Source organism: Daejeonella sp. JGW-45, assembly GCF_029360805.1.
Lineage (GTDB): Bacteria > Bacteroidota > Bacteroidia > Sphingobacteriales > Sphingobacteriaceae > Daejeonella.
This window is the reverse complement of sequence record NZ_JARKNC010000008.1, coordinates 152,305-179,161: the sequence shown is the minus strand read 5'-3', so window position 1 is coordinate 179,161 and position 26,857 is coordinate 152,305. Positions and strand designations below refer to the sequence as shown.

Here is a 26,857-nt window from a genome sequence, read left to right as displayed (position 1 = left end):
CATCAGGCTGTAACAATACATCCATACGGGCAGTCTAAAAATAAACGCATGGCTAAAGACCCTCTTATTACTTTAACAGATATCGGTAGAAAATATGTGATTGGTGCCGAAACCATCCATGCCTTGAAATCGGTTACGCTATCCATTAATAAGGGAGAGTTCGTAGCATTAATGGGGCCCTCGGGTTCAGGTAAATCTACATTGATGAATATCCTGGGGTGCCTGGATACCCCGACCAAAGGCGTGTACGTTTTAAATGGTAAACACGTGAGTGAGATGACCGACAGCGAGCTCGCCGAAGTCAGGAACCAGGAAATCGGGTTCGTTTTTCAGACTTTTAATCTTTTACCGCGCTCTTCCTCACTTGAAAACGTAGCCCTGCCGTTGGTATATGCAGGTGTGGGACGGTCATCAAGAGAGGATATAGCCCAAAAAGCACTCGAAAGTGTAGGCCTTGGAAACAGGGTACATCATAAGCCGAACGAGCTCTCAGGAGGGCAGCGCCAGCGGGTAGCCGTTGCACGTGCGCTGGTTAACAATCCGTCTATTATCCTGGCGGATGAACCTACAGGGAACCTCGATACCAAAACTTCCGTTGAGATTATGGGACTGCTTGAAGAGATCCACTCCAAAGGGAACACTATTATTCTGGTAACTCACGAAGAAGATATCGCCCAGCATGCACACCGCATTGTAAGGATGCGCGACGGACTGATAGAGAACGACTATCTTAATGAAAATATTAAAACTGTGTCACCAAGACTGGAGGGTATGAAGATGAAAGGAAGTGATTTCGAGAAGATTGAATGAACTGTGATTAATGAGCTTTGAGTTTTGAGAAATGAGCTCCGTGCGAGTCTTTAACAATCATTTACAGAGCTCACAACCCTAAGCCCATAGCCCAGCCCATAGCCGATGAAAATCTACACCAAAACAGGAGATAAAGGCCTTACGTCTTTAATAGGAGGTACGAGGGTTCCTAAGTATGATCTCAGGATCGAGAGCTACGGAACTGTCGATGAACTGAATTCTTATATCGGGATGATTCGTGATCAAGATATTCCTGTATCACTGAAGGATATCATAAAAGAAATACAGGATAGGCTTTTTACCATTGGCGCGGCGCTTGCATCAGATCCTGAGAAGTCGAAGATGAAGGTTCCGGATCTTCACGTTTCCGATATAGAATTTATTGAAAACCAAATAGATGAAATGAACGAAGTCTTGCCTGAGCTGAAACATTTTATCCTTCCCGGCGGCGACACCGTAGTATCGTACTGCCATATTTCCAGGTGTGTATGCCGCCGTGCTGAGCGGATTGCCGTTCATCTTAGCGAAGAAAGCTTTGTTGACGAGAAAGTTATTGTTTATCTAAACCGTCTTAGCGATTTCCTCTTTGTGCTTGCCCGGAAAATCTGTCACGACAGAAATTTACCAGAGAATAAATGGATACCGAGGCTTTAGGTAACATCTTAAAAATTAATTAATAATCTTATATAAATTATTATACTTTTGCAGAAAAGTATAAATCAAATTCTAAGAATATGTATTGGACATTAGAATTAGCGTCGCATTTAGAGGACGCACCATGGCCTGCTACTAAGGATGAGCTTATTGATTACGCAATCCGCTCCGGTGCTCCTGTCGAGGTTATCGAAAATCTTCAGGCTTTGGAAGATGACGGCGAGCCCTATGAGAATATCGAGGAAATCTGGCCTGATTATCCTACTAAAGACGACTTCTTCTTTAACGAAGACGAATACTAAAAAACTGGTCCCGCAATTGCGGGATTTTTTTTCGTTGAACCAAGTCACCGGACCCGTTTTTTCAGATTGTTAAAACAATCGGTACAGTTTTAGTATTAATGGTATAACTAAATCAGCTATTAATTAACTAAAACTTAAAACTATGGGCAATCTACTTTATTTGATCGCAGTTATTTTGATCATTTTCTGGATCTTCGGAGCATTTATTTCGCCAATGGGCGGTAACCTTATTCACATTCTTCTTGTAATAGCGATCATAGCGATCTTACTGCGTGTCATCCGCGGAGGCACCGTCTAAACCATATTAACCGCACCTGTTGATTGCAATGGGTGCGGTTTTAATTTTCAGGACCGAGGCAGGTACATACCGGCAATGCCGATATCGTCAGGATAGGTTATCTTTATATTTGTCACGTCCCCTTCTATCAACCTGATCTCTGCACCGGTCTTCTCTACTACCGACGCATCGTCAGTGAATTCTTCATTGAAGTCCTGCATGTAAGCCTTTTTAAGCACCTCTATGCCGAAAACCTGGGGTGTCTGGACCAAATAAATATTTTCCCTTTTTAAGCTGGTACTGCCGGTCGGGCTTTTTTGCCTTACCGAATCGCGGCTTTTGATGGCGGCAACCGCGCTGCCGCTTACTTTAGCCTGCGTGTAGGCAGCATCAATCAGGGAAGGTCTTATACAGGGCCGAACGGCATCATGTACGGCAACGATGGCTTCACTTCTAATGTCCTTAAGTCCGTTTCGAACAGAGTGAAATCGATGTTCGCCGCCAGCTACCAGCTTATGGGCAATTGTGAAGTTATATTGTTGGCAAAGGTCCCTCCAGTACTGATGAAAGTCTGAATGAAGTACCACGATTATTTCTGGATTTGAGCTCGAAGTATGGAATGCCTGTATGGTATGCATCAGGACAGGCCTTCCGTTTAACAGCATGAACTGCTTAGGGATGTCGGACTGCATCCGGCTTCCCGACCCGCCACCAACAATCAGAGCGAAGTATTTTTTTTCAGGCATTAAATAATCAGCATGGCATCTCCATAGCTGTAGAAGCGATATTTTTCTTTTACAGCCACTTCATATGCCTTCATTACATGGTCGTAACCCCCGAATGCTGCGACCATCATCAGTAGAGTTGATTCAGGAGTGTGGAAGTTGGTGATCATAGAGTTAGCAATGCTGAACTCATACGGAGGGAAAATGAATTTGCTTGTCCAGTCATTAGCTGCCTTTAGTTCCCTGCCAGCTGATACAGCTGATTCAATAGCGCGCATAGAGGTGGTGCCTACAGCGCAGACCTTTTGTTTATTTTCAATGGCCCTATTTACAAGGTTCACATCTTTTTGCTCAATGATGAACTGTTCAGAATCCATTTTGTGTTTGGTCAGGTCTTCTACTTCTACAGCCCTGAACGTTCCCAGCCCTACGTGCAGGGTAACTTCGGCAAAATCAACTCCTTTTAATTCAAGGCGTTTCATCAGCTCACGGCTGAAGTGCAGGCCGGCAGTAGGGGCTGCTACGGCACCTTCTTTCTTGGCGAAGATCGTTTGATAACGTTCTTTATCTTCGGCAGTTGCTTTACGCTTGATATATTTCGGCAGCGGTGTTTCACCCAGGATCTCTATGTTACGACGGAATTCCTCATCGGTACCGTCAAAAAGAAAACGGATCGTACGTCCGCGTGAGGTGGTATTGTCCACAACTTCTGCTACTAATAGATCATCATCGCCAAAGTACAGCTTGTTTCCAACGCGGATTTTGCGTGCCGGATCCACCAGGACATCCCATAAACGGAGTTCCCTGTTCAATTCGCGCAGCAAGAACACTTCAATAGTAGCCCCGGTTTTTTCTTTATTTCCATATAAACGAGCTGGAAAAACCTTGGTATTATTCAAGATCATCACGTCTTTATCACCAAAATATCCCAAAATATCTTTAAATATTTTGTGCTCAATAGCTCCCGTCTTTCTATCCAGTACCATCAGGCGTGCTTCGTCACGTTGTTCCGATGGATTGTGAGCTATTAAAGATTCGGGTAAATCAAACTTGAACTGTGATAATTTCATATTTTTTGGTGTGGATTTAAGGGCGCAAATTTACATAAATAAAATGGGAAAGAGAAAATTCCTAAATCGTGCATCACCTGTAACGTTTTTACCTAAATTTGGTCTAAACCGGACTATGATCTTTCTTAAACTTCTTAAGGAGAGCTTTCTTTTTGCTTTCGAGGCATTAAGACAAAATAAGCTCAGGACTATCTTGTCGCTCTTAGGCATTACCATTGGTATTATGACCATTGTGAGTGTTTTCTCGGCGGTGGATACGCTGCGAAATAATATCCAGAGCAGTGTTGAGAAGCTGGGGAGTAACACCATTTATATTCAAAAATGGCCATGGACAGGCGGACCGGATTTTCCCTGGTGGAAATACATCAGCCGCCCGCAGCCTTCCCTGCGCGATTATGATAAGCTTAGCGAACGCCTGCAGGGCGCCGAAGGTATTTCTTATGAGATCGGCATAGGTAACCGCACCATCAAGTATAAGAATAATAGTATAGAAGGTGCGCAGATATCGGCCGCTGCTCATGATTACTACAAGGTCTGGAAGTTTGATTTCGAAAGCGGGCGGTATTTTACCGACAGCGAATCAAAAGCCGGAAGACCTCTGGCTATTATTGGTTTCCAGATTGCAGAAGGTTTATTCCCCAATATAGATCCTGTTGGTAAGGTTATAACTGTTCTGGGTAGAAAGGTGACGATTGTGGGAGTGTTCAAAGAAGAGGGTGAAGATATGCTCGGTGTATCTGCTGATAAGACAGTCCTCGTGCCACTTAATTTCGCAAAAGGAGTTATCAAAGTTGAGGACGAGCGTTATAACCCGCAGATAACTGTAAAGGGCAAGGAACATATTTCGGTCAATGAACTTGAAGCAGAGCTAAAGGGTACATTACGGTCCATTCACCGCCTCGGGCCTGGTGAGGACGATGATTTTTCGCTGAATAAAACTACTATTCTGACTGCTCAGCTTGACCAGCTTTTCGGTATTATAGACTTTGCCGGTGCTTTTATCGGAGGTTTCTCTATACTCGTGGGAGGTTTCGGAATTGCCAATATTATGTTTGTATCGGTAAAAGAACGTACTAATATCATTGGTATCCAGAAATCACTGGGAGCTAAGAATTATTTCATCATGCTTCAGTTCCTCATCGAATCTGTCATGCTGTGTCTTATGGGTGGGGCGATCGGCCTGGGGATTGTATTTATCCTAGCTTATGTCTCTAAAACATTCTTCGACTTGACTATTATTGTGGATATCGGTAAGGTAATACTCACCATTATCCTGTCGACAGCTATAGGCTTGATTTCGGGTTTTATACCTGCTTATAATGCCTCCCGGTTAGATCCTGTAGAGGCCATCCGAAGTAAATAAATTAGGACCAGCGGGATTACCAGCAGGGAAAGAGAAGTTTCAGGACTCAAGTAAATTGATCTCTTCAGATTTTTTAATAATATCCCGGATGATCTCATCCAACTCTTCTGCTGAAGTATCCAAGTGGGTAAGTAGTTCCTTTTTCAACTCGTCACTTGTGTTCTTATCGAAAATTAATTTAGTGAGCCCCATAATACGCGACAAGGGCGCACGCACAACGTGGGACTGGACCCATGCTATTTCGCGCAGCCTGCGGTTTTGATCTTCAATGGACCTGATATAGTTGTTTCGCTCAGAAATATCCTGGAGGGAACCGATCATGCGGATTGGTTCGCCTTCATTATTGAAAATCACAAATGCCCGGTCGAGCACATCTTTATATGTTCCGTCGTAACATCTGAACCGATATTCGAATGTCATATTTGTCTCACGGTTTTTTATCATCGTATCCAGCTGCTCAATCACTTGCGTGCTATCGTCCGGATGCAAATTATCGTACCACCACTGCATAGAGTAACGAAGTTCCGGGTAGCCATAATTGGTAGCAAGCGCGTTGTTCCATATTAGGTCATCAGTAAGAAAACTCCAATCCCAGATAGCATCTGTAGTAGCTTTAGAGAGGACGTCAAGCCTGTCAATACTCTCTTTCGTTTTCATGTTATCTACGATACGCTGCGTAACATCCCGCGAGTTGGCGATGATCCCTGAGATCGCCGGGTCATCAGACATATCGGTAATAATGGTTTCTATCCAGCGATAATTCCCATCTTCATCCTTAAATCTTAGAGGAGGTATCTTAACATGCTGTCCAGGTTTGATGTGCAACAGTTTTCCGGCGAATAGCTTTTTGTCTTCCTCGTGAATAAATGACAGGATATTTCGGTTAATGAGGGCGCTGTATTCAATGCCCAGTACTGATTTTGAAGTCGGACTCACGTAGGAGTAGTTCCCATTATTATCGAGAATAGCGATCAGGTCCGAGCCATCCTGCACCAATGCCTTAAACCGTTTCTCACTGGCTTCCAGCGACCGGAGTGCGCCGATTTTTTCGGTTTCGTCGACAGCCACTACCAGCCTTGCATTCTTGTCTTCATAAGTTACGTGGTTGCCTTGAACCTTAACTATGATGATCTCACCGTTTTTCTTCAAATGCCGGACCAGGCTTTGGTGAAAGCTCTTGTCCCTTATTCCCACATTCAGAGTCTTTTCGAAGGACTTGAGTTCGTCCAAAGGGCGGATGTCCCGAAGGGTCAGCGACAAAAACTCTTTTCTTGAATACCCGTAATGCCTGATGGCAGCTGCGTTAACGTCCAGGAATTTAAGTGATTCTACCTCGTATACCCATTGTGGGAGAGGGTTGAGGTTAAAAAGGGTATGGTACCTTTCCTTCTCAACTTTAAGCTGATTCTCAGCATTTTTCCGGCCAGTAATATCTCGGAAGTAGACAGAAAGCCCATCAGGGGAAGGGTAGGCGGAAACTTCCACCCACAGATTAGCGGCCGGGTAGTATTCCTCAAACCTTCGCGAAATCTGTTCAGCCATTGCTATATGATACTCCTCATAAAACTTGAGCGGACGGGCATCCTCAAATACTTCCCAAAGGCTTTTTCCTACAATTTCTTTCCGGGGTGTGTCTAAAAGACGGACAGCCTCCCGGTTCCAGTAGGTTACTATCCAGTTTTTGTCAACTGCAAAGAATGCATCGGTTATACTCTCAAGGATCGCGGATATCTGGTGATTATATTCGGCAAGTTTCTGTTCCGTTTTCTTTTGGTCGGTAATGTCCTGTGCGATCGCATATACTCCTTTGACGATCCCATTGCTGACAATAGGGATATTGGTAATGCAGAGCGTCAATGGCGTGCCTTTTGCGCTTACCACCTCCGCTTCGAAGTTCTGGATCTCGCCTTTTGAGGCGTTTTGGAAGATATTTGAGACTTTTCCGATATTTTCCGCGTCAACGAAGGCATCAAATGTCATTTGAAGTAACTCTTCCCTTGAGCATTCGGCCAGCCGAACAAGGGCCTTGTTGACACTGGTAAATTTGCCCTTCAGATCGAGCGTAAACACAGGGTCCGGATAATCGTCAAATAAAGGATATTCGAATGTATAGTCCATTATATCAGCCTGGAAATTGGAACATAGTTCTCAGATATTGCAGGCGTATAGTCAAGGCAGTATTTCTTGATACGGTCGCAGAAGACACCTCCAACACCTCGCCGCGTATTTCTAAATACGGTTAATGATGTAAATTGTTTCAAAGCAAAAGCCCAGCGTTTTTAATAGGAATCTGACGATGCAGCCCTAAACAGGCAATAAGGCCGCCGCTTCCCCTGAACCGCACGATCGAACTGACCAGTTCGTTCGGCCTAAAGCCGGGGAGCGGCGTTAAATTAAACTCTTTATAAACCCATATAACGCGTCTCCCATCTGGTAGTATCCTGAATTGTCCGGATGAACTCCATTACCCCAGGTTTCGACCATTTGACTACTTCTTGCATTAGCCTTCATCGTTGTTTTATGGAAATTATTGGTCCTGTCGATGGAGTAATTAAAGCCAATGCAATAGATCCTGGACGCTCTCATTTGCGTTGTATCGTAATTTACAAGCAGGAAATCAACCAATTGCTTGTAATTTTCCATATATCCCTTTAATGTTTGCCCCGACGCATAGCTCACGGCGAAGGCATCCTGCGAAATGGAAGGAGGGATTGTGATGCAAAGTCCGATATTGATCTGCGGAACAACGGATCTAAACTCGGCTACCATTTTATTGAAGTCATCCTTAATGCTCGCAAGTTTTGCAGGCGAGTTTTCAAGGAAAACATCATTTATCCCCAGGTGGACAGTAATCAGGTCGTCCTTTGTCATCGTATAAGCATGGTCGGCGAGGTATTTTTTAAAATCAAGACGCTGGGTTTTCAGATTCCAGAATGGATTGGCGGCTGTCATTACCGAATTGCTGTATGGTATTGCTGCAGCGCCAACTCCGGATATTTTAGTAAGCGTTCCGCTGGAAGCAGGGCTTTCAGTTCCTTTGCTTCTTCTGCCAGCCACATACCCCTTGCCGCCGGTAATATTTATTTCACTTATTGTGAACTCCGATCTTCCGTCCGTATAGACTGACGCACTGCCCGGAGCTTCGTCTATCCCGCTCATGCTAAACTGGTAGGTGCTCTGGCCGCCATCGCCCGCATACTGGCTGAATTTCCATCCGCCTCTTCCCTCATGCTTTGTTGGACCGGTTCCCCTCGTGCCCAGAAAAGTCATGGAAGGACTATTTAATGGTTGGAAATCGGTATTGATAATACTGATGTAATTTCCTCCAGCGGTTGTACTATCGCCAATGCAGAGCACCTTCAGCGATTTGCCAGAACCTTTAGACTTAGAAGTAATGATCAGCTCGGAAGTTTTGGAAGCTATCAATTGACCTGCAAAACTAACGTCTATCCTGAATGAGCTTATCCCTTCATCGCCCGGCTGTGGAGTGATCCTCCAGAATTTGTCATATTGCCGCCCCTTTCCACAAACAACATCAATGGCCAACAACTCATTTGGCAAGTTTGAAAATACAACATTATCGAAATAGATATTTGTTTCCACTCCTTCCACCGTATAAATTACTGACGGCATGTAGATCGCCGCCGCCGCATTTACGTCTGGAGACTCTATTACGGACCGGGCTTGTGGATGTTCTTTGTGATAAGGGCTGCTTGCTGAAGCAGTGGATAGCGGGATGAGAACCGATGCTAATCCCACATGGGCAGCACCTTTAAAAAGGTCTCTTCTGGAAAATTGCTTGTCATGTTTTTTCATTATTCTGAAATAATTGCGTTGGGTGGTTTAATTCCGGATTAAAATAGTGAAATTATTTTGTGGCATCTCTAAATCCGTTGGCTGCCATAGTTCTTGCATAGGAAATGATTAGCTCAGCAAAGAATGAAACAAGCGGCATATCAGCTTAAATGATAAAGAGATCTGGCGATTGCGTAACCTGATCGTGTTAAATGTTACTATGGATTTTTGAATGGCAGTTATTTACAATCTCCCTTGTCCAATTTGAATTTTGCAATTTCAAAATCAATAGGCACCCCCTTTTTGAAATAGGACTTGCCCAGGTACGACTCTATTTCGCCGACGCCAAGAATCATCCGGTCACCCTTGCGAAGAATAGCCATAGGATTTTTATATTTCGTTTTGCTTTCGCCCGTGGTGAAGTAGTAATCTGCAAATAAAGTGTCACCCTTAAACTCTCCGCTCAGAGTGCCGGTATTGGCCGGGTTTTTAGTGTATTTGATCACCAGCTCGCCGGTGACTTTGCCGTTTCCTGATGTATTAAGTTTCATGGATGCGGAGTCACCGCCCTGGACACCAGTATAGCATTCGCTGCTTACCACTTCTGTGGCAGTGGTTACACTGTCCTTTATTTTAGTTCTGTCTGTACCAGAAGTGCAAGCACTAGCTGACAGGGCAATGGCCAGGACGTTTAATGTGAGATTTTTCATTTTTGCCTTTTTAAATGAAGGATTTGACCGTTTACTCAAGTCAAAGTACGGATTCTTGTTTTAAAGTAAACTATTCTTGTTTATCAAAAGTTTCGGGGAAGTGAACTCTGCCCGGTCGAGCGCTCAAGGCAGAAAAGCACATTTTTTAAAACTAATTCCCCGCAACCTTTGTCTTTTAAAAGTAGCTTAATCACCCCGCATGATCGGGTTAATACACGACATGAAATGGACTGGGCGAGCCGTTTCTGGCCGCAGTCTTGATGTTATAGATCAAATACACATATTATGAAAGCGTTAAAAAAAATTAATCTGGTAGTAGCCTTGATGGTAAGCTCCCTTGTGGTCTTTTCGCAGGAGAAACAGGATGAAAAAATCAGGAAGTCGGAGGAAGTCGTCCGTGAATTCGGCGGCATCCGGGAAAATATCCCCGCGCAGCTAATGCAGCGGGCGCAGGGTATCGTGGTGATCCCTAACCTGATCAATGCCGGGTTGGGTATTGGCGCGCAGCGCGGTAAAGGTGTTGCGATGGTGAAAAAAGCTGACGGCAGCTGGAGCAATCCGGTATTTGTAACTCTTACCGGCGGAAGCATCGGATTCCAGGCGGGCGTCCAGGCCATCGACCTAGTGCTGGTGTTTACCGACGGAGGTATTTTGCCAAGCCTTGAGAAGGGAGAATTTAATCTCAGCGGCAGTGCTTCGGTAGCAGCCGGCCCTTACGGAAGAAGCAGTTCAGCAGGTACCGATACCAAGCTGGATGCCGCAGTATATTCGTACTCGCGCAGCAAAGGGCTCTTCGCTGGAATTAGCCTTAACGGATCCAAACTTTCGGTCGACCAGGATGCTAATTCGGCTTTTTATAAAACCAATGGCTCCGCAGCCGCTATTTTTAACAGCGGTGCAATTGATAATGGGGAGGTGGCTTCATTGAAGGCTGCGGTGAAGGGGCTTTGATTCAGGACTTTTCGTATCTTTCCTTAAGTGTTTAGAGGCAGTAGAAGTTTCTTATATTTAGGACAGATACACTTTTTAATTTGATAACTGGATTTCGATTTAAAATTTTTCTGGTAGCCGTTATCCTGTGTTGCGTAATTACTGCCATAGCCCAGGACCAGGAATCGTCAGCAATACCTGATCAGTCTAAGGTTTTCGGGGATGAAAGCGACCCGTTACCGCCACCCGAAAAGATATATCTTCAGCTGGATAATAAAGTTTATACTAGCGATCAAACTGTATGGTTCAAAGCGATAGTAACGCAGTCAACAGATCACACAAGCTCCTTGATTAGCGGGGTATTGCATGTAGACCTGATCGATCAAAATCAGCAAATTGTGGATAAGAAGTTGATCCGGCTAACGGGCGGAATAGGCGACGGATTTTTCCAGCTGAATTCAAATTACCCGGATGGACATTACCAGTTGAGGGCATATACCGAATGGAACAGGAACTTCGGAGAAAATTTTTTCTTTAAGGGCTATATACAGCTGTATGGCGACGGAACCCTTGCTGAGCCCAACCCGATAAAGAACATTACGCTGACAGGTGCTAAAACTGAGCGACGGATCAGGGCGACCATCAATCCTTCAGCGATCGACAGCCTGCATAAAAGGGATCTTACTCTTGTAATAACGGCAGGAGCCAGGCACGATACAGTCATGGTATCGCGAAGTAGCGGGAACAATTATCAGCTTGATTATGCGATACCGCCGGGATCGAATTTAGTCACACTCAAACTGAATACGCGGAACAATTCCACGTATTCACGTACGATAGTTTTGGATGAGAGTTTCCTTGACCTGCAGTTTTTCCCCGAAAGCGGTGAAATGCTGCATGGTGCGCACAATGTGGTGGGCTTCAAAGCCCTGGACGGGTCGGGCAAAGGTATTAGGGTTAGCGGGGAAATATTGAATGCCAAAGATCAGGTGCTTACTACCTTTGCGAGTAACGAGTTTGGAATGGGATCTTTCATGCTTTTGGACGTCGATAGTGCGGAAAAGTACACTGCCCGTTTAATACCCTTAGGAAACCAGGCCCAGGTCAGATATCCGCTGCCCGCTCCCGTTGGCAAGGGAAATATGCTCACTGTAAGAAAACTGACTGGAAGGACCTACCTGAAAGCGACTTCAAATTACCTGCTTAATGACAGTATGATCGTAAAAGCTTCTTGTCGCGGAGAAGCTCATTTCGAGTTCAAGAGCCGCCTGCGAAATGGAACCTGGGAGTTCTTCGTGCCCTCTGACCTTTTGCCTGAAGGAGTGATTTGCTTTACGTTGATGACCTTATCGCGGCAACCTGTTGCCGAGCGCCTGTATTTTAATATTCGTCCCGAAAACCGGATCGAACTTTCGGTGGAAGCGGATAAAGCGAGTTATACACAACGTGAACTCAGTAAACTGGCTATCACAGCCAGGGATTCTGCAGGAAGGGCTTTAGATGTCGACCTGTCGGTTTTGGTATTGAACAAAGCTGACATCGGCGAGCTACAGGGTTCACGTGAAAATATCCTGTCATATATGTTGCTGAGTTCAGACCTGAAGGGCAGGATAGAATCACCCGGGTCATATTTCAGGGGAGATATAAACCGGTACCAGGACCTGGATGCGCTGCTGCTGACGCAGGGCTGGCGCAAGTATAAATACACGAGTCCGCCGCCGGGCAAAATAATTTTTCCAGTCGAACCAAATCTGGCTGTATCAGGGTATGTTGGCGCCCTGCTTGCTCAAAAGAAAGAAAAGACTGGTGTTGGCCTAACCATGATGGTCTTTGGGCGCACTCCCCTTGCACAGGCGACGAATACAGATAGCTTAGGGAGGTTCAGCTTTAACATTGATGAACAGGAAGGGCACACTGTCCAGGTTCTTGTGCAAAGCAATAACAAATCAGGTAAAAAGAGAGATTATACGATGATCTTCGATAAAAAGACATCCCCAGAGACCTCTTTTGATCCGCTCTTTACCCTGCAGAAGCCCGATAGCATCGAGCGGGCTTATGTCAGTCGAAGCCTTGACCGGAAGAAAGCGGATGAGGCTTATATCCGGTCAATTGAAGGAATAACATTGCAGGAAGTAGTGGTCTCTGAAACTGTGCTTACGCCTGAGAAAAAACGAGTGGAAGACACATATGGTAAGGCAAAAACCGTGATCAGCGGAGAAGATATCCGGGCAAAAGAAGAAAAATGGTCATACGGCCTGTACAGTGTGTTGATGTTCAGTTTTCCCGAGGTCAAGGTGAGGTCGTATGGTGTGGGTGGTTTGTATGCATATATTCCCAATGGCGAGATCACCCTGGTTGTAATTGATGGCATGCCTGTCATGTGGGATAACTATGGCCACATCCCAAGTATCCCGCCCGGCGAAGTGAAGAGTTTTGAGCTGATCCCTTATGCCAGGAATTTCAGGAACCTGTTTTGCGAAACAACAGGGGAGTGTGGGATGGACACACCAACCAAGGGGAATGTTATAGCTATTTACACCCATGCCGGCAAGGGCTTATTCGGTGTAAAATCTCCCGTCGGGCTGGCCCGGCACACCGTTCCGGTCTTTGCCGCTCCCAGGGAATTCTATACTCCCAAATATGAACAGCTTACACCGGAAGACTGGAAAAAGCCCGATAAACGTACCCTGGTACACTGGCAGCCCGCGATAAGAACTGACGGAGAGGGAAAGGCATTTGTTTCTTTCTATAATTCAGATAATACAGGATTACAGTTGGTGGTAGTGGAGGCGATAGCCGCTGACGGCAGGATCGGGTATAAGGAGGTGAGTGTTGAGGTGGTGAAGCGGGAATAGGGAAGAAGGAATAGGGAATAGAGAACTGGGCCGCAGAGGGAGTAATGTATAAATGGATATCGATGTTGATTTACACTAAGTTGTTTGCATAAGCGCCCCGCAGACTATCCGTATCCGTGCCTGTAATTACAAGAAGTTTTCCATAGATGTACTGTTGTATTTCACCGGCTCACATCCGCCCCCAGGGTTTCTGTCAAATGCTCCTCTATGGCGGCATTTTTACGACAGCCAGTCATAGAGACCAGACATTGTGAAAAAAGTCTGCCAGAGGGCTAATTTTGGCTCAGGAACTTAAAGTACCAGCTACATCCTGCTTCTGATTCGGATTTCATTGATTTTTAGTCAGCAAAACACCCCGTTAGGGCCTTCTTCGTACCTTCTTCGTACCTTCTTTGTCTATTATCTGCCTGGCGATGGTCAAAATGGCCTTCGAGACGAAGGAGAGACGAAGAAGGTACGAACAAAACCTCTTTTTTATACTGATTTCTATTTTAGTCTAAAAACGCGTTTTGATGCAAATTAGAGAAGTCGCATTTTTTCTCCTTTCGAGCCGGGTGAAAGGGAGTATATGGCCGGATTGACTGGAGGGATAAGGGAACTATCCGTGGGGTTAATTTCTGACTTGAAACAAAGCAAATACACTAAGGTAAACTGAACTGATAATTTAGCGCCTTCGCGCTTATACTGCAATGGTTACTTTAGTTAATCAAATAAAACAAAATTTATCTGCAGAATGATGGGAAGAAATACTAATTTCTCCCTTTGTAAAATTTACGGCACATTAAAGTGAAGACCTTTAGAATAATATGCATCTGCTTCCCGCTGATAATTACCTGTTTCCTGGCGGCAGGTGTATCAGGGACCGTTAATTTACAGGGGCGACTTTCCATGGCGGATAGCCTGCCGTCAGTTTTACCTAAAAATCATGCAGACCTGGTCGAAAGCAGGTTAAGGAACCAGGCCATATTGAAATTCGGAACTCATCAGCTACCCGATAATTTGAAGGATTGGGAAAAATATCGTGACCGGCTCCGGGCTAACATTATTGATAAAGCCGGCGTGGTCTTTAATCCGAAACTTCCTTTGAATATGAAGGAAACAGGTTCGCTTCAACTGAAGGGGTATACGATCCGGAATGTATCCTTTCAAACCCTTCCGGGGGTTTATGCCACAGCGAACCTCTATATTCCCGATGGGAAGGGGCCTTTTCCCGGAATCGTTCTGATGGCCGGACATTCTTCCAATGGCAGGTTTTACAACAATTATCAGTCAGTGGGACATACCCTGGCGCTGAACGGATATGTTGCGCTGGCAGTCGACCCCTGGGGAGCCGGTGAACGTACAACCAGCCACGGGATATCCGAGTATCACGGCGCCGGCCTCGGGGCTTCATTAATGAATATCGGGGAATCATTAATGGGGATGCAGATTTCTGATAATATCAGGGCTGTCGACCTGTTAAGTACCTTGCCTTTTGTTGATCCTGCAAAGATTGGTGCTACAGGCGCCAGCGGCGGGGGCAACCAGACGATGTGGCTTGCAGCACTGGATGGACGTGTTAAAGCGGCAGTTCCGGTAGTCAGTGTAGGCACATTTGAATCCTATGTTATGCGTTCAAATTGCATATGCGAGCTCCTGATAGATGGACTGACCTTTACTGAAGAAGCTGGCGTGCTGGCTTTATCCCGGGCAATTATGCCTTCGAATCATATCAGGGATGCGCCTTCCTTTTTGCCAAAGGAAATGCTCAGAAGTTATGAGAACGCGAAGGATGTATTTGCCATGCTGGGAGCGGGGCATAAAATCTCAAACAGGGTATTTGACCTGACACATGGTTACCATACCGAAGACAGGAAAGCCATGCTGGGATGGTTTGACCTGCAGCTGAAAGGAACAGGAACCGGGGAAGCAAAAGAGGAGCAGGCTTTTGAGCTGATACCTGAGGAGAAATTAATGACGTTTACAAAAGGCCAGAGAGATCATGGAGTAATGACCACTGCTGCATACTGCCGCCTTCGGGGCGCTGATCTGCGTTCTGCCTATATCGGCAAAGATGCATTTGATGCGGGACTAAAAAGAAATGAACTGCTTAATGTGCTGCGGATCAATGAACTGCCGGAGCTGAAGAAAGCACACAGGTATGTCAGCCAGGGCGGTTGGGACCGTTTTGCTTTGGAAACCAGTGATGGGAAGTTAATTCCAATATTGCACCTGGCCCCGGTCAACCCATCACTGGGTTATATGCTGGTTAGTAATACCGGGGGCAAACAATCCATTTCGTCTGAGCTTATAGAGGGATTTAAGAAGAAGGGACAAGGTATTGTACTTGTCGACCTGTCGGGTACAGGCGAGCTATTCTCCCGGGCAGAGATCGCAAATAATAAAAGCATGGTTCTTCATACCCTGTCGCGATCGGAGTTGTGGTTGGGTAAAACCCTTTTGGGAGAATGGGTAAAGGAGCTCAGGATCGTGACTGATTTTCTAAGATCGACGTATAAGGCACAATCGGTAATTATTGATGGTAATAAAGAATCCGGCTTAGCGGGTTTATTTCTGGCCGCTACCGGGGGGAACGTAAGCAGTGTAACGATGCGCGATGCCCCGGTTAGTTATCTTTTTGACGGCCGGGAGAATATCGACTTTTTCAGTATGGCCATTCATCTCCCGGGATTTTTGAACTGGGGCGACGTTTCACTGGCGGCAGCTTTAGGCGGTAAACCGGTCAGAATACTTAGCCCGGTGAGCATGTCCGGGGAAAAGATCAGCGGTATAAAGCTCCAGGAGTATGCCGCGGAGTTTGCCAGGATCCGAAAGCTAAGTAAGCAACCGGGCGAAACTAGCTTCGGAGACCAGTAAAGTTAAAAAAAAACGCAAAGGCCACAAAGTACGCGCGGAGGACGCGAAGCTTTTATGGAAGGGTGATTGCGCGTCACTTTGCATCCTTGCGTTAAAAATATCGGTTCGGCTCAATCACTTTTCAATCCTGCTTCCGCCAGCAGTACCACTAACGCAAACCTGATCGCTTCTGCGCCATTCTCATTGATCCACCATTCACCCAGAGAATGAGATTCGCCGCCTTTTCCGCCTCTTCCAATGGTAATACTGGGTATACCCAAAGAGATCGGTATGTTGGAATTTGTTGATCCTGTAGTTATCGAAGGCTTAGCTTTGAAGTACTCGATAGCTGCAAGGCCTTTTTGAATCAGGGGAAGATCGGGGGATTGTGTGCCTGATGGCCGTTCTCCTATTTTTTCAACATGAGCAGTAAGTTTTTCTTTGGCTTTAATGACGGAGTTATATTCATTGATCGCCTTATTGACCTGGTTTAATAGAATTTGTTCTATGTCTTTCAGCTTGTCCGGGCTGACGGATCGCATATCTACTTCGATCCAGCTTTCAAAAGGAATAGAATTTACGGAAGTGCCGCCTCCGATACGTCCTACGTTATAACTGGTTTTGGGTCCACTGGCCACTAGAGCTCCAGCCGCCGTGCTGAAATAATCGATCGCCTTTCCCATGGCGTGATGCGGATTTGCTAAACCAAATGCGCCCCATGAATGTCCTCCAGGGCCTTTGAACGTAATCTTATAGCGAACGGATCCGAGGCCATTCGTCAGCAATGCACCGATCTCTCCCCCATCCAATGCAATATGCGAGTCGATTTTCAGGTTTCCCGGTTTAAATAAATGCTTCACACCCCGTAGATCACCAAGACCTTCCTCGCCGACGGTTCCTGCAATTAAAATATCAGATTCTGTAGAGATCGCGGCTTTGTTCATTGCTTTCATCACAGTAAGCACTACGCTAAGGGCTCTGGTGTCATCACCAATTCCGGGGGCAAATAATGTGTCGCCCCTCATTTTTACGGTCACATCTGTATCTAACGGAAACACCGTGTCAAGGTGGCCTTCAAAGAGGACGGTCTTGCCGTTCCCAGTTCCCCTGCGTAAAGCAAGCACATTGCCTGCTTCGTCTACCCACACTGAATCAATACCTGCTTCACGGAGCATTTCCTTGAAGCGCTTCGCCCTTTTTTGTTCCATAAATGGAGGAGCAGGGATCTGGGTAAGTTCGATCAGTTCTTTTATACTTGTTGGTTCCAGTTCCTGGATGATCTCGAATGCCTTTCTTACTTTTTTATCTGCTGCGATCTTATCGATCTCCGTTTTGTATAACGTTTTTGCTGAAATGGTCTTTTCATTCTGTGCAAAGGCCGAAAATGCTGTAATGGATAAGAGTATAAGAAGAGGTATTCTTTTCATATAGTGGAATAGCTTTGAGAAACTAAATATATATATTATTTGATATGGATATTGATAGTATAAATTAAGCAATCACGGAAATTAACTCAATTTACTGAATGAAAAGATGGAAGCTTCTCAAATTTATAAAACCGGCTGACATGGATGTTGTTAAACATATTAAACAGCCTTATGAATAAATCAGCTGAAAACACGGGGAAAAACATCGCCGCCCAGTCGGAAAAAGTTGGCGAAAGTATGAAAGATTCGATGAGCGAATCACCCGAAAATAATGATGATACCTTGCTGCCTGGCGTAGACGCGGTGACTAATGAAAGGGGAGAGCTTGACCCGGAGGTGTTTAAGGAGATCTATCAGAAGCCTCGCAAAACAGGTACTGCTAACAATATCAATCCAACCTATAAAAAATAAGCTATGCGAACGAAATTTTTTGGAGGGCTGTTTCTATTCGGCCTGTTAAGCGCCTGCGGCGACCCTAATCATTATGATAGCCATAAAGGCCAGGAACCGGATCCGGCAAAGGAGTCTGGCCATGATACAATTATGGGCCGGGCGCCGGATAGTACCAATCGGGTGATCGATTCTGCCAACATCGGAATAGGAGATACCACGCTGGACCGGAGCCATTGATGGGTAGAAATTATGAGTTGTAATAGAGGGGCTGTTTCAGCCCCTCATTGTCATCATGTTATGTGCGGATGCAGCCTCGGTTACTGCGTTTGTACTAACATACAAGCGTACAACGGTTATTGTATGTTCCTAACTTCGAGTATAGTGAACGTTCTAATGCCGTCGGGCATTTCCCATACCACTTCGGCACCTTCGCTGTAACCAAGGATAGCCACACCAATAGGCGAAAGGATAGACTGCGTCATATTTTTACGTTTTGCTTTATCCGGGGCAACTAGCTTATAGTTAAACTCCTCTCCGGTATTCACATCTTTCACTTTAACAGCTTTATTTACTGTTACAACATTTTCTGGTATTTCTTTCCTTAAAACCTGTCGTGCTTCTTTCAGTTCGAGCCTCAGCTTTTCTTCATTGTACTTGCTTTGTTTCCGCTTTCGGAGCTCTTCCTTTAAAAGGTCATACATTGCGGTCGTAACCATAATTGGTTGCGCGGAAGTTTTTACTTCAGTGTTCATAATAATTTGAGATTAAGTGAAATATAAATTGGTTCAAGCGCATGCGCGCAGCACGGAAACGGTCGCGATTGCAACCCATTTTAATTCCTTAAAGTTTAGAAGGTTCCCGTCCTGGAAAGGATCGGGATTAGATTATGAAGTCTTTGCTGCTTTTCAGGAAAGCATCTCCAAGTTCGTACTGACTGGTCAGGACACGTAAAAACCCTGCCGCAGCAACCTGAAGCTGCAGCGCGGTGTTTTTAGAATAAATATGAAATTTACTGCCCATAAAACAAAGATACGAAATATAGCTGTGGGTTTAAACGGCATGTGTTGGTTCTGTGTCAAATCTGTAATGGTGTTTACCATTACACTATAGTACAATTATTCTGGTTAATAGTATCAGTTTGATTCGGGCGTGATGACTAGGTTTGAAACAGGGAACGACAAGTTCCTAGCCGGATTTTTCGGGGAAACAAGCGCATGCGGGATCGGATTGAGAAAAGATGCATATGTGCCTGATTCATCCTGAAGCTTAATGCAATTTTTTTCAAGACCTCCAGTTTAAAGAAAAATACTTATTATAGTCAAATATTAGAAACCTACGAGTTCAACCGGTTAATAGCCGGTGGTTAATTTGAATAATAACTAGAGAAAAAAGACAGATGAACAGAAGAGAAGCAGTCAAACGGGCTACCTTTTTGTTGGGTGGCGCGCTGACTATGTCGGGCTTTGGAGCCCTTGCTGAAGTGCTCGGCCCGGTGAGCGGGAGTGGTGTGGAAGCTAAATCAATTGAGTCCCAGGAAGCATTGATCGCAGCAATTGCCGATACGATCATTCCGGATACCAAAGATGTGCCGGGTGCAAAAGCCGCAGGCGTTGGACCCTTTGTGGTGATGATGCTGCAGGATTGTTACACAGCAAATGTCCAAAAGAATTTCGCAGATGGTCTGATGAAAGTAGACGAGGTCTCTCAAAACCAGTATAAGAGACCATTTACAGCGCTGACTTTAAAAGAGCGTGAAGAGATATTTAAACTTTTCAAAGCAGAGGCCATAGCCCAGCGGAAAGCTGGAACGGCTACTTCGAATTTTTTTCCGCTGTTTTACGAATTGACATGCCTGGGTTATTATACCTCAGAAATAGGTGCTACGAAGGCTTTGAGATATGTCGATATTCCTGGTAAATATGAGGCTTGCGTTCCTCTGAAGCCAGGACAGAAAGCATGGGCAACTTAAGTAATTGATTCATGAATATTGATTAAAAGAAATGAATATTAATATAAAAGGAACGCAGCAGAATACCTATGATGCGATCGTAGTTGGTTCGGGTATTAGCGGTGGCTGGGCAGCCAAAGAATTAACCGAAAAAGGATTGAAAGTATTAATGCTTGAACGTGGCCGTAATGTGGAACATGTAAAAGATTACGATACAGCAATGATGAAACCCTGGGAATTTAAACACAGGGGAAGAATAACGCCTGAAGAGCGAAGCCGGCACCAGGTCCAGATTCGCGGTGGGCAGTACACTGAGTTTAACGCAAAATTTTGGGTAGACGATATAGAATGTCCTTATACAGAAGAAAAAAGCTTCGACTGGATCCGGGGATATCATGTTGGTGGTAGATCCCTTATGTGGGGACGCGGATGCCTGCGTCTTAGTGAAATGGATTTTGCAGCCAACGCAAAAGATGGCTATGGCGTTGACTGGCCTGTACGTTACAAAGATATCTCGCCATGGTATGATTATGTAGAGCGTTTTGCTGGTATCAGCGGACAAAACGAGGGACTTGCACAATTGCCTGACGGAGTATTCCTGCCTCCCTTCGAAATGAATTGTGTGGAAAAGGCGGTGAAAGAACGTATTGAAAAGCACTATAATCGGGAGCGGATGATGACTGTTTACCGGATGGCCAATCTCACTGTCCCTCACAATGGACGTGGGAGCTGTATGAGCCGAAGTCTTTGCTCCAGAGGATGTCCGTTTGGGGCTTATTTCAGCACCCAGTCGGCAACTTTACCCGCCGCAGTAGCTACAGGCAACCTTACTCTTCGTCCATACTCCATCGTGAGCGAGGTGCTTTATGATAAGGAAACAAAAAAAGCAAAAGGGGTGATGGTGATCGACACAGAAACGAACGAGCATATTGAGTACTTTGCCAAAGTGATCTTTATGAACGCTTCGACCCTGGGTACTACGCAGATCCTGCTGAACTCAACGTCTGATACTTTCCCTGAAGGACTGGGCAATAGCAGTGGTCAGCTGGGGCACAACCTGATGGACCACCATTTCCAGATTGGAGCTTCAGGAAAGGCGGAAGGCTTTGATGATAAATATTATTACGGAAGGCGTCCGATAGGGATTTATATTCCACGTTACCGTAACCTTGGTGATAAGCCGGAGCGGGATTACTTACGTGGTTTCCATTACGGCGGAAGTGCCAGCAGAACCGGCTGGCAACGCGCCATTCCTGAAATGGGTTACGGCGAAGACTTCAAGGAAACCACAACCGAACCGGGACCATGGGTTATGGGACTTGGTTCTTTCGGTGAACACTTGCCAGAGTATAAAAACAAGGTTTTCCTCGATAGGACAAAGAAAGATAAGTGGGGCATACCTTTATTGGCGGTCGATTGCGAGTTCGGAGAGAATGAACGCAAAATGCGTATCGATATGAAGAATGATGCCGCAGAGATCCTCGAAGCTGCCGGAATGAAAGATATTACGACATTCGATAATGGAGCAGTTCCGGGAAGGGCTATTCACGAAATGGGTACGGCCCGCATGGGACACGATCCTAAAACTTCGGTACTGAATAAATGGAACCAGATGCACGATGTGAAGAATGTATTCGTAACTGACGGTGCATTCATGACTTCAAATGCATGCCAGAATCCATCTTTAACCTATATGGCCTTCACAGCCAGGGCTTGTGATCATGCCGTTAAAGAATTAAAGAAAGGAAATTTGTAAACAGTTGAAGGTTGAGAGTTGAAAGTTGAAAGTGGATCCGCGGAAATACTAGGAATCTGGCAACTAGCAATTAACAAAAATAATTAACAATTAATATTATGTCAAATCAGGTTAAACCCGTGAGAGTCCTTGTGCTGGGCTGCGGGAACATGGGTGCGTCTCACGCCATGGCTTATCACACGAATGATGGATTCGAAATCGTCGGGCTTGTATCTCGCGGAAAATCAAAGGAAACGCTGAATGCGAAAATGGGCAATAAATATGCCCTGTTTAATGATATGGATGAAGCTATGAAGGCTACAAAGCCTGATGCTGTTTGTATTTCGACTTATCCGGATACCCATGAGCACTACGCGATTATGGCTTTCGAGGCTGGCTGTCACGTGTTTATTGAAAAGCCGGTGGCTGATTCTGTTGAAGGTGCTGAGCGCGTTGTTGCTGCTGCAAAGAAGGCAAATAAGAAATTAGTGGTCGGATATATCCTGCGTCATCACCCGTCATGGGAGAAATTTATAGAGCTGACCGGCGAACTGGGCAGGCCGCTGGTGATGCGGATGAACTTGAACCAGCAGAGCGATGGTGCTATGTGGACACTTCACCGTAACCTGATGAATGCTCTGAGCCCGATCGTGGATTGTGGAGTTCATTATATTGATGTAATGTGCCAGATGACACGTTCGAAACCAACACAGGTGTATGCGATCGGAGCCAGGTTAACAGAAGATATTCCGGCAGGAAATTATAATTACGGTCAGTTGCAGATCCGCTTTGAAGATGGGTCAGTGGGTTGGTATGAAGCAGGCTGGGGTCCGATGATGAGTGAAACAGCGTTTTTTGTGAAGGACGTGGTTGGCCCGAAAGGCTCTGTATCTATTGTTGCGAAAGATGCCGGAGGTGTCGGAAAATCTTCTTCTATCGAGGCTCATACCAAAACTGAATCTATACGTTTCCATCACGCTGATCTTACCAAGGATGAGTTGTTTGCAAAAGAGGATACCTGGATCAACTTGCAGGATGAACCTGATCATCAGGAGCTATGTAACCGTGAGCAGGCATTTTTCCTGAAAGCTATAAAAGAAGACACTGATCTGACCGATCACGGGGATGATGCGGTGAACAGCTTACGCATCGCTTTTGCCTGTGATGAGTCTGTTAGAACCGGACAGGTGGTTAAGTTATAACATACCGGCTTACCCAGAAACTTCTTATCGATCAGAAAAAAATAGATATGTCAATTAAAACAAATGAAATCCCGGTAGGTGTTATCGGCCTGGGTCTTATGGGCTGCAGCATTACCACTTGCCTCCTGATGGCCGGGCATCCGGTGGTAGCCATTGCCCCGATTAGTGTTGATATGACGACAGCGGAGTCACGTATCCGTAAACACTTTATTAAAGCAAAAGAGGAGGGAATGGTTACAGAAGATCCGGAATTCTATTTTAAGAACCTGATCATTACGGAAGACTACGCCGCGTTAAGACCTTGTAAACTGGCTATAGAATGTACGCTGGAGAGCGAGGAAATAAAAAAAGAAGTATATGCGAAGATCGAAGCTGTAATTGCAGACGACGCGCTCATGACGAGCAACACCTCGGCAATTCCGATCAGTATCCTGCAGAAGATGACCAAACACCCCGACCGGTTTTTTGGTCTGCACTGGGCTGAACCCTCGCACACGACCCGCTTCCTTGAGGTGATCTGTGGAGAACAAAGCGACATCGAAAAAGGCGAGTTCCTCTATGAGTTGTCGAATTACTGGAATAAGGAAGCGACTTTGGTCAGAAAAGATATCCGCGGGTTTATTACCAATCGTTTGATGTACGCGATGTATCGTGAAGCTTTTTACCTGGTTGAAAATGGTTACGCAACGGTTGAAGATGTCGACCGTGCATGCCGCAATAATACCGGTTACTGGATGACCCTGGTTGGAGTTTTCGGTTGGATGGACCTTACCGGTGTGCCTGCGTATCACAATGTGATGAAAGACCTTAACCCGACCCTGTGCAATGATACACATGTGCCTAAACTCATCGATGATATAGTGAAGGCAGGCGGCAAAGGTGTGGCTAACGGTCATGGCTTCTATAAATACACACCAGAAGAATCGAAAATGTGGGAAGAAACTTTTGCGGATTTCAACTACGAGATCAGGAAACTGGCTATGAAATATCCTTTTGATATCGTCCAAAGGAAACTCGCAAAATTGAAAGAAGAAAAAGAAGGTTAGTGATATGGGCTATGAGTAGTGAGCAGTGAGCTATGAACTGTGAGCTGTGAGCTGTTTTGTGAAGCCCATAACTCAAAGCCCATGGCTCATAGCCCAAAGCAACCTAAACTATTAAATATATTAAAAATGGAAAAGATAGAAATACATCACCCGGACAAAGCAGATAAGTCATTTACCACAGGAGCCTATTCGGCCGGGGTACAGGTATTAGGAGACTGGCTATTTGTAAGCGGCCAGGCTGCAGTAGATTTTACAACCAGTTCTTTTACTTTGGGAACTATTGAAGAAGAAACGCACCTGACTATGCATAATGTTAAGCGTATTTGTGAAGCAGCCGGTTTCACTTTGGATGACATTGTGAAATGTACGGTTCACCTGAGCGATATCAAAGACTTTGACCGTTACAATGCGGTTTATGCAAGTTACTTTACCAAGGTGAAGCCAGCAAGGACCACCGTACAGTCGGTTTTAGGTCATGGTATTAAAGTGGAGATCGATGCGATCGCTGTGCGCCAGCCCGGAAAATAACATCCGCTAAAATGCCTGAGGAATCAATATTTATATTCGATTGCCATCTCGATCTTTCGATGAATGCGATTGAGTGGAACCGCGACCTTAAACAATCTGTTTACGAGATCCGGGAGCGTGAAAAGGGGATGAGCGATAAGCTGGACCGTGCGCTCGGGACGGTGGCATTACCTGAATTGCGAAAAGGAAATATCGGACTGGTAGTGGCCACCCAGATAGCCCGTTACGTTGACGCTGGCAGTCTTATTCCCGGCTGGAATTCACCTGAAATTGCCTGGGGGATTTCCCAGGCGCAGTTGGCCTGGTACCGCGCCATGGAAGATCAGGGGGAGATGGTGCAGATAGTTGATCTTATGCAGCTGGAGAGACATCTGACTCTTTGGCTTGATAAAACGATACCGGACGAGGGCAAACCTGTTGGGTATATTCTGAGCCTTGAGGGGGCCGATTCATTGGTTGATATATCTTACCTGGAAAAAGCTTATAGCTACGGCCTCCGGGCCTGTGGCCCTGCGCACTATGGTCCCGGCAGGTATGCAGCAGGTACTGGCAGGACAGAGGGGCTTACCGCCGCGGGACGGGAGCTTCTTGCGGAGATGGATAGGCTGAATATGATATTGGATATTACCCATCTTACAGACAAAGGTTTTGAAGAAGCAACAGCGATGTACAAGGGACCTATCTGGGCAAGTCATCATAATTGCCGAAAACTGGTCGATCATCAAAGGCAGCTGACTGATGATCAGATTCGTGTTTTGATCGAAAGGGATTCTGTTATTGGTGGAGTTTTCGATACCTGGATGCTTACGGATAACTGGGTGCGGGGTAAAGATGATCCTAAAGAAAGAAATGTACACCTTGAGCTGATCGTTGACCACTATGACCACATCTGCCAGCTTGCCGGTAATAGCCTCAATGTTGCCATTGGCAGCGATCTGGACGGTGCCTATGGAAAAGAGCAATCCCCATATGACCTGGAAGACATTTCAGATTTGCAGAAGCTCAATGGCATGCTCCAAAGACGGGGCTATTCGACCGAGGACATTGAGAATATATTTTATAAAAACTGGCTGAGGTTCCTTCGCAAAGCCTGGGCCTGATTAATTAATTTCTTATGCACTGGTATACAGTCAAAAACGCTGAGAACATCGATTCTCCTGCTCTTCTTGTCTACAAGGACCGGGCTTTGGATAATATCCGTCAGGTTTTGACCATGGTTAGGGATCCCAAGCAACTTCGTCCGCATGTTAAGACGCATAAACTGACTGAGATCTGCCGGATGATGCAGGACGCAGGGATAAGGAAATTTAAGGCCGCAAGTATAGCCGAGGCAGAAATGCTGGGAATAGCGGGAGCAGAAGATGTAATGTTAGCTTATCAGCCTGGGAGACCGAAATTTCTTCGCTTCCTGAACCTTATAAGAGAATACCCGGGCACAAGGTATTCCTGCCTGCTTGATAATATCGAATCCGGCCGGATGTTCGCCGACTTGTTTTCAAACTCAGAAGCGGCAAAGAGGGGAGCAGTGCTTCCAGTGTTTATAGATCTAAACGTGGGCATGAACCGTACTGGCATCAAACCTGGTGCGGCATATGGCTTGTTCAATGATATTCAAAGCCTCAGGGAGTTGGAATTTAAAGGATTTCATGCTTATGATGGCCACATAAGGGATGTTGACCTTGCCGAACGCACAGCTCATTGCGAAAATGATTTTAAAGAAGCAGAAGTGCTGCGGGAAAAGATAAAGGAGGAAGGGGGGCAGCTTCCGCTATTGGTAGCAGGTGGATCACCTACTTTTGCAATTCATTCAAAGAAAGTGAACACAGAATGCTGCCCGGGAACATTTGTTTTCTGGGATAAAGGATATCGTGACACTCTGCCCGAACAGGATTTCAAGTACGCAGCCCTCGTAATGACCAGGGTAGTGTCTCTTCCGGCTGAAAATAAAATTTGCATTGATCTGGGTTATAAGTCGGTTGCTTCAGAAAATGAGCTAACCAACCGCGTCGGCTTTTTGAACTATCCAGAGCTGAAGCCTTCAGGACATAGTGAGGAGCATATGGTGATAGAGGTCGAGAAGGGTCACAGTTTTAAGATAGGTGATATTTTCTACGCCGTGCCGGTCCATATTTGTCCAACTGTGGCTTTATTTGAGAACGCCTTAGTTGTGCAAGACGGAGAATTGACGGATACCTGGAGGGTAGTAGCCAGAGACAGAGTGATTACTTATTGAGGAGGGGTTGAACAATCTC

At 45.5% G+C, this 26,857-nt stretch carries 25 protein-coding genes; 17 read left to right on the top strand and 8 right to left on the bottom strand.

The genetic code is table 11. The annotated features are described in order from the left end of the window. Window positions 1-48 precede the first annotated feature (48 nt). The 4 genes from P2W76_RS10225 to P2W76_RS10210 all read left to right on the top strand — a co-directional run bounded on the left by P2W76_RS10225 (window position 49) and on the right by P2W76_RS10210 (window position 2,064). Window positions 49-810 (top strand): ABC transporter ATP-binding protein, encoded by a 762-nt coding sequence (locus P2W76_RS10225; RefSeq protein WP_276347725.1) that lies wholly within the window; start codon window positions 49-51, stop codon window positions 808-810. 105 nt (window positions 811-915) lie between these two features. Next, a complete protein-coding gene (locus P2W76_RS10220; protein ID WP_276347724.1) occupies window positions 916-1,464 on the top strand; it encodes a cob(I)yrinic acid a,c-diamide adenosyltransferase in 549 nt (182 codons plus the stop codon). 80 nt (window positions 1,465-1,544) lie between these two features. After that, window positions 1,545-1,766: a DUF2795 domain-containing protein gene (locus P2W76_RS10215; RefSeq protein WP_002996718.1), complete on the top strand. Its 222-nt coding sequence runs from the start codon at window positions 1,545-1,547 to the stop codon at window positions 1,764-1,766. A gap of 142 nt (window positions 1,767-1,908) precedes the next feature. After that, a complete protein-coding gene (locus P2W76_RS10210) occupies window positions 1,909-2,064 on the top strand; it encodes a lmo0937 family membrane protein (protein ID WP_139377382.1) in 156 nt (51 codons plus the stop codon). 47 nt (window positions 2,065-2,111) lie between these two features. On the opposite strand, the gene P2W76_RS10205 is transcribed toward P2W76_RS10210, so the two are convergent. Beyond that, window positions 2,112-2,789 (bottom strand): 2-C-methyl-D-erythritol 4-phosphate cytidylyltransferase, encoded by a 678-nt coding sequence (locus tag P2W76_RS10205; RefSeq protein WP_276347715.1) that lies wholly within the window; start codon window positions 2,787-2,789, stop codon window positions 2,112-2,114. Beyond that, a complete protein-coding gene (queA, locus tag P2W76_RS10200) occupies window positions 2,789-3,838 on the bottom strand; it encodes a tRNA preQ1(34) S-adenosylmethionine ribosyltransferase-isomerase QueA (RefSeq protein WP_276347714.1) in 1,050 nt (349 codons plus the stop codon). Before queA ends, P2W76_RS10205 begins: the two co-directional genes overlap by 1 nt. A 115-nt stretch (window positions 3,839-3,953) precedes the next feature. Between queA and P2W76_RS10195 the strand changes: the two genes are divergently transcribed. Next, window positions 3,954-5,201, top strand: a complete 1,248-nt coding sequence (locus P2W76_RS10195) for an ABC transporter permease (RefSeq protein ID WP_276347713.1) — start codon at window positions 3,954-3,956, stop codon at window positions 5,199-5,201. A gap of 39 nt (window positions 5,202-5,240) precedes the next feature. Here P2W76_RS10195 and P2W76_RS10190 read toward each other — a convergent pair whose 3' ends face one another. From P2W76_RS10190 to P2W76_RS10180, 3 genes are all read right to left on the bottom strand, one after another. Continuing rightward, complete coding sequence (locus P2W76_RS10190; protein ID WP_276347712.1) at window positions 5,241-7,319, bottom strand: PAS domain S-box protein; 2,079 nt, start codon at window positions 7,317-7,319, stop codon at window positions 5,241-5,243. Between the two features lie 270 nt (window positions 7,320-7,589). Further along, on the bottom strand, window positions 7,590-9,017 hold the full coding sequence (locus P2W76_RS10185; RefSeq protein WP_276347711.1) for an SGNH/GDSL hydrolase family protein: 1,428 nt from the start codon (window positions 9,015-9,017) through the stop codon (window positions 7,590-7,592). A gap of 218 nt (window positions 9,018-9,235) precedes the next feature. Beyond that, window positions 9,236-9,706 (bottom strand): hypothetical protein, encoded by a 471-nt coding sequence (locus tag P2W76_RS10180; protein ID WP_276347710.1) that lies wholly within the window; start codon window positions 9,704-9,706, stop codon window positions 9,236-9,238. A 285-nt stretch (window positions 9,707-9,991) separates the two neighbouring features. Here P2W76_RS10180 and P2W76_RS10175 point away from each other — a divergent pair, with 285 nt between their 5' ends. The 3 genes from P2W76_RS10175 (at window position 9,992) to P2W76_RS10165 (ending at window position 16,347) form a co-directional block, all read left to right on the top strand. Further along, window positions 9,992-10,657: a lipid-binding SYLF domain-containing protein gene (locus tag P2W76_RS10175; RefSeq protein WP_276347709.1), complete on the top strand. Its 666-nt coding sequence runs from the start codon at window positions 9,992-9,994 to the stop codon at window positions 10,655-10,657. An 80-nt stretch (window positions 10,658-10,737) separates the two neighbouring features. Further along, window positions 10,738-13,491, top strand: a complete 2,754-nt coding sequence (locus P2W76_RS10170; RefSeq protein WP_276347708.1) for a hypothetical protein — start codon at window positions 10,738-10,740, stop codon at window positions 13,489-13,491. Between the two features lie 888 nt (window positions 13,492-14,379). Continuing rightward, entirely contained in the window at window positions 14,380-16,347 is a 1,968-nt protein-coding gene (locus P2W76_RS10165; protein WP_276347707.1) for an acetylxylan esterase, read from the top strand. Between the two features lie 110 nt (window positions 16,348-16,457). Here the strand turns inward: P2W76_RS10165 and P2W76_RS10160 are convergent, their stop codons facing one another. Continuing rightward, on the bottom strand, window positions 16,458-17,753 hold the full coding sequence (locus tag P2W76_RS10160) for a M20/M25/M40 family metallo-hydrolase (protein WP_276347706.1): 1,296 nt from the start codon (window positions 17,751-17,753) through the stop codon (window positions 16,458-16,460). A 171-nt stretch (window positions 17,754-17,924) separates the two neighbouring features. On the opposite strand from P2W76_RS10160, the gene P2W76_RS10155 reads away from it, so the two are divergent. Continuing rightward, window positions 17,925-18,164 (top strand): hypothetical protein, encoded by a 240-nt coding sequence (locus tag P2W76_RS10155; protein ID WP_276347705.1) that lies wholly within the window; start codon window positions 17,925-17,927, stop codon window positions 18,162-18,164. Window positions 18,165-18,167: 3 nt separating this feature from the next. Beyond that, window positions 18,168-18,383: a hypothetical protein gene (locus P2W76_RS10150; protein WP_276347704.1), complete on the top strand. Its 216-nt coding sequence runs from the start codon at window positions 18,168-18,170 to the stop codon at window positions 18,381-18,383. Between the two features lie 116 nt (window positions 18,384-18,499). Here the strand turns inward: P2W76_RS10150 and P2W76_RS10145 are convergent, their stop codons facing one another. Beyond that, window positions 18,500-18,898 (bottom strand): GreA/GreB family elongation factor, encoded by a 399-nt coding sequence (locus P2W76_RS10145; RefSeq protein ID WP_276347703.1) that lies wholly within the window; start codon window positions 18,896-18,898, stop codon window positions 18,500-18,502. A 127-nt stretch (window positions 18,899-19,025) separates the two neighbouring features. Then, entirely contained in the window at window positions 19,026-19,166 is a 141-nt protein-coding gene (locus P2W76_RS10140) for a hypothetical protein (protein WP_276347702.1), read from the bottom strand. A 376-nt stretch (window positions 19,167-19,542) separates the two neighbouring features. On the opposite strand from P2W76_RS10140, the gene P2W76_RS10135 reads away from it, so the two are divergent. From P2W76_RS10135 to P2W76_RS10105, 7 genes are all read left to right on the top strand, one after another. Beyond that, complete coding sequence (locus P2W76_RS10135) at window positions 19,543-20,115, top strand: gluconate 2-dehydrogenase subunit 3 family protein (RefSeq protein ID WP_276347701.1); 573 nt, start codon at window positions 19,543-19,545, stop codon at window positions 20,113-20,115. 31 nt (window positions 20,116-20,146) lie between these two features. Then, window positions 20,147-21,850, top strand: a complete 1,704-nt coding sequence (locus P2W76_RS10130; RefSeq protein ID WP_276347700.1) for a GMC family oxidoreductase — start codon at window positions 20,147-20,149, stop codon at window positions 21,848-21,850. Window positions 21,851-21,948: 98 nt separating this feature from the next. Continuing rightward, complete coding sequence (locus tag P2W76_RS10125; RefSeq protein ID WP_276347699.1) at window positions 21,949-23,031, top strand: Gfo/Idh/MocA family oxidoreductase; 1,083 nt, start codon at window positions 21,949-21,951, stop codon at window positions 23,029-23,031. 47 nt (window positions 23,032-23,078) lie between these two features. Next, window positions 23,079-24,077 carry a 3-hydroxyacyl-CoA dehydrogenase family protein gene (locus tag P2W76_RS10120; RefSeq protein WP_276347698.1) on the top strand — a complete coding sequence of 333 codons (999 nt, stop codon included), beginning with the start codon at window positions 23,079-23,081 and terminating at the stop codon, window positions 24,075-24,077. Between the two features lie 126 nt (window positions 24,078-24,203). Continuing rightward, window positions 24,204-24,605 (top strand): Rid family detoxifying hydrolase, encoded by a 402-nt coding sequence (locus P2W76_RS10115; protein WP_276347697.1) that lies wholly within the window; start codon window positions 24,204-24,206, stop codon window positions 24,603-24,605. 11 nt (window positions 24,606-24,616) lie between these two features. Further along, window positions 24,617-25,705, top strand: a complete 1,089-nt coding sequence (locus tag P2W76_RS10110) for a membrane dipeptidase (RefSeq protein ID WP_276347696.1) — start codon at window positions 24,617-24,619, stop codon at window positions 25,703-25,705. Between the two features lie 14 nt (window positions 25,706-25,719). Further along, window positions 25,720-26,838 (top strand): D-TA family PLP-dependent enzyme, encoded by a 1,119-nt coding sequence (locus P2W76_RS10105; RefSeq protein WP_276347695.1) that lies wholly within the window; start codon window positions 25,720-25,722, stop codon window positions 26,836-26,838. Window positions 26,839-26,857 lie beyond the last annotated feature (19 nt).

Bases quoted from the DNA above. Each gene is read 5' to 3' on its own strand.
- P2W76_RS10115 (WP_276347697.1), top strand. From the start codon at position 24,204: ATGGAAAAGATAGAAATACATCACCCGGACAAAGCAGATAAGTCATTT.
- P2W76_RS10105 (WP_276347695.1), top strand. From the start codon at position 25,720: ATGCACTGGTATACAGTCAAAAACGCTGAGAACATCGATTCTCCTGCT.
- queA (WP_276347714.1), bottom strand. From the start codon at position 3,838: ATGAAATTATCACAGTTCAAGTTTGATTTACCCGAATCTTTAATAGCT.
- P2W76_RS10145 (WP_276347703.1), bottom strand. From the start codon at position 18,898: ATGAACACTGAAGTAAAAACTTCCGCGCAACCAATTATGGTTACGACC.
- P2W76_RS10190 (WP_276347712.1), bottom strand. From the start codon at position 7,319: ATGGACTATACATTCGAATATCCTTTATTTGACGATTATCCGGACCCT.
- P2W76_RS10175 (WP_276347709.1), top strand. From the start codon at position 9,992: ATGAAAGCGTTAAAAAAAATTAATCTGGTAGTAGCCTTGATGGTAAGC.
- P2W76_RS10195 (WP_276347713.1), top strand. From the start codon at position 3,954: ATGATCTTTCTTAAACTTCTTAAGGAGAGCTTTCTTTTTGCTTTCGAG.
- P2W76_RS10140 (WP_276347702.1), bottom strand. From the start codon at position 19,166: ATGGGCAGTAAATTTCATATTTATTCTAAAAACACCGCGCTGCAGCTT.
- P2W76_RS10220 (WP_276347724.1), top strand. From the start codon at position 916: ATGAAAATCTACACCAAAACAGGAGATAAAGGCCTTACGTCTTTAATA.
- P2W76_RS10205 (WP_276347715.1), bottom strand. From the start codon at position 2,789: ATGCCTGAAAAAAAATACTTCGCTCTGATTGTTGGTGGCGGGTCGGGA.
- P2W76_RS10125 (WP_276347699.1), top strand. From the start codon at position 21,949: ATGTCAAATCAGGTTAAACCCGTGAGAGTCCTTGTGCTGGGCTGCGGG.
- P2W76_RS10110 (WP_276347696.1), top strand. From the start codon at position 24,617: ATGCCTGAGGAATCAATATTTATATTCGATTGCCATCTCGATCTTTCG.
- P2W76_RS10160 (WP_276347706.1), bottom strand. From the start codon at position 17,753: ATGAAAAGAATACCTCTTCTTATACTCTTATCCATTACAGCATTTTCG.
- P2W76_RS10155 (WP_276347705.1), top strand. From the start codon at position 17,925: ATGAATAAATCAGCTGAAAACACGGGGAAAAACATCGCCGCCCAGTCG.
- P2W76_RS10135 (WP_276347701.1), top strand. From the start codon at position 19,543: ATGAACAGAAGAGAAGCAGTCAAACGGGCTACCTTTTTGTTGGGTGGC.
- P2W76_RS10130 (WP_276347700.1), top strand. From the start codon at position 20,147: ATGAATATTAATATAAAAGGAACGCAGCAGAATACCTATGATGCGATC.
- P2W76_RS10210 (WP_139377382.1), top strand. From the start codon at position 1,909: ATGGGCAATCTACTTTATTTGATCGCAGTTATTTTGATCATTTTCTGG.
- P2W76_RS10165 (WP_276347707.1), top strand. From the start codon at position 14,380: ATGGCGGATAGCCTGCCGTCAGTTTTACCTAAAAATCATGCAGACCTG.
- P2W76_RS10215 (WP_002996718.1), top strand. From the start codon at position 1,545: ATGTATTGGACATTAGAATTAGCGTCGCATTTAGAGGACGCACCATGG.
- P2W76_RS10120 (WP_276347698.1), top strand. From the start codon at position 23,079: ATGTCAATTAAAACAAATGAAATCCCGGTAGGTGTTATCGGCCTGGGT.
- P2W76_RS10185 (WP_276347711.1), bottom strand. From the start codon at position 9,017: ATGAAAAAACATGACAAGCAATTTTCCAGAAGAGACCTTTTTAAAGGT.
- P2W76_RS10225 (WP_276347725.1), top strand. From the start codon at position 49: ATGGCTAAAGACCCTCTTATTACTTTAACAGATATCGGTAGAAAATAT.
- P2W76_RS10180 (WP_276347710.1), bottom strand. From the start codon at position 9,706: ATGAAAAATCTCACATTAAACGTCCTGGCCATTGCCCTGTCAGCTAGT.
- P2W76_RS10150 (WP_276347704.1), top strand. From the start codon at position 18,168: ATGCGAACGAAATTTTTTGGAGGGCTGTTTCTATTCGGCCTGTTAAGC.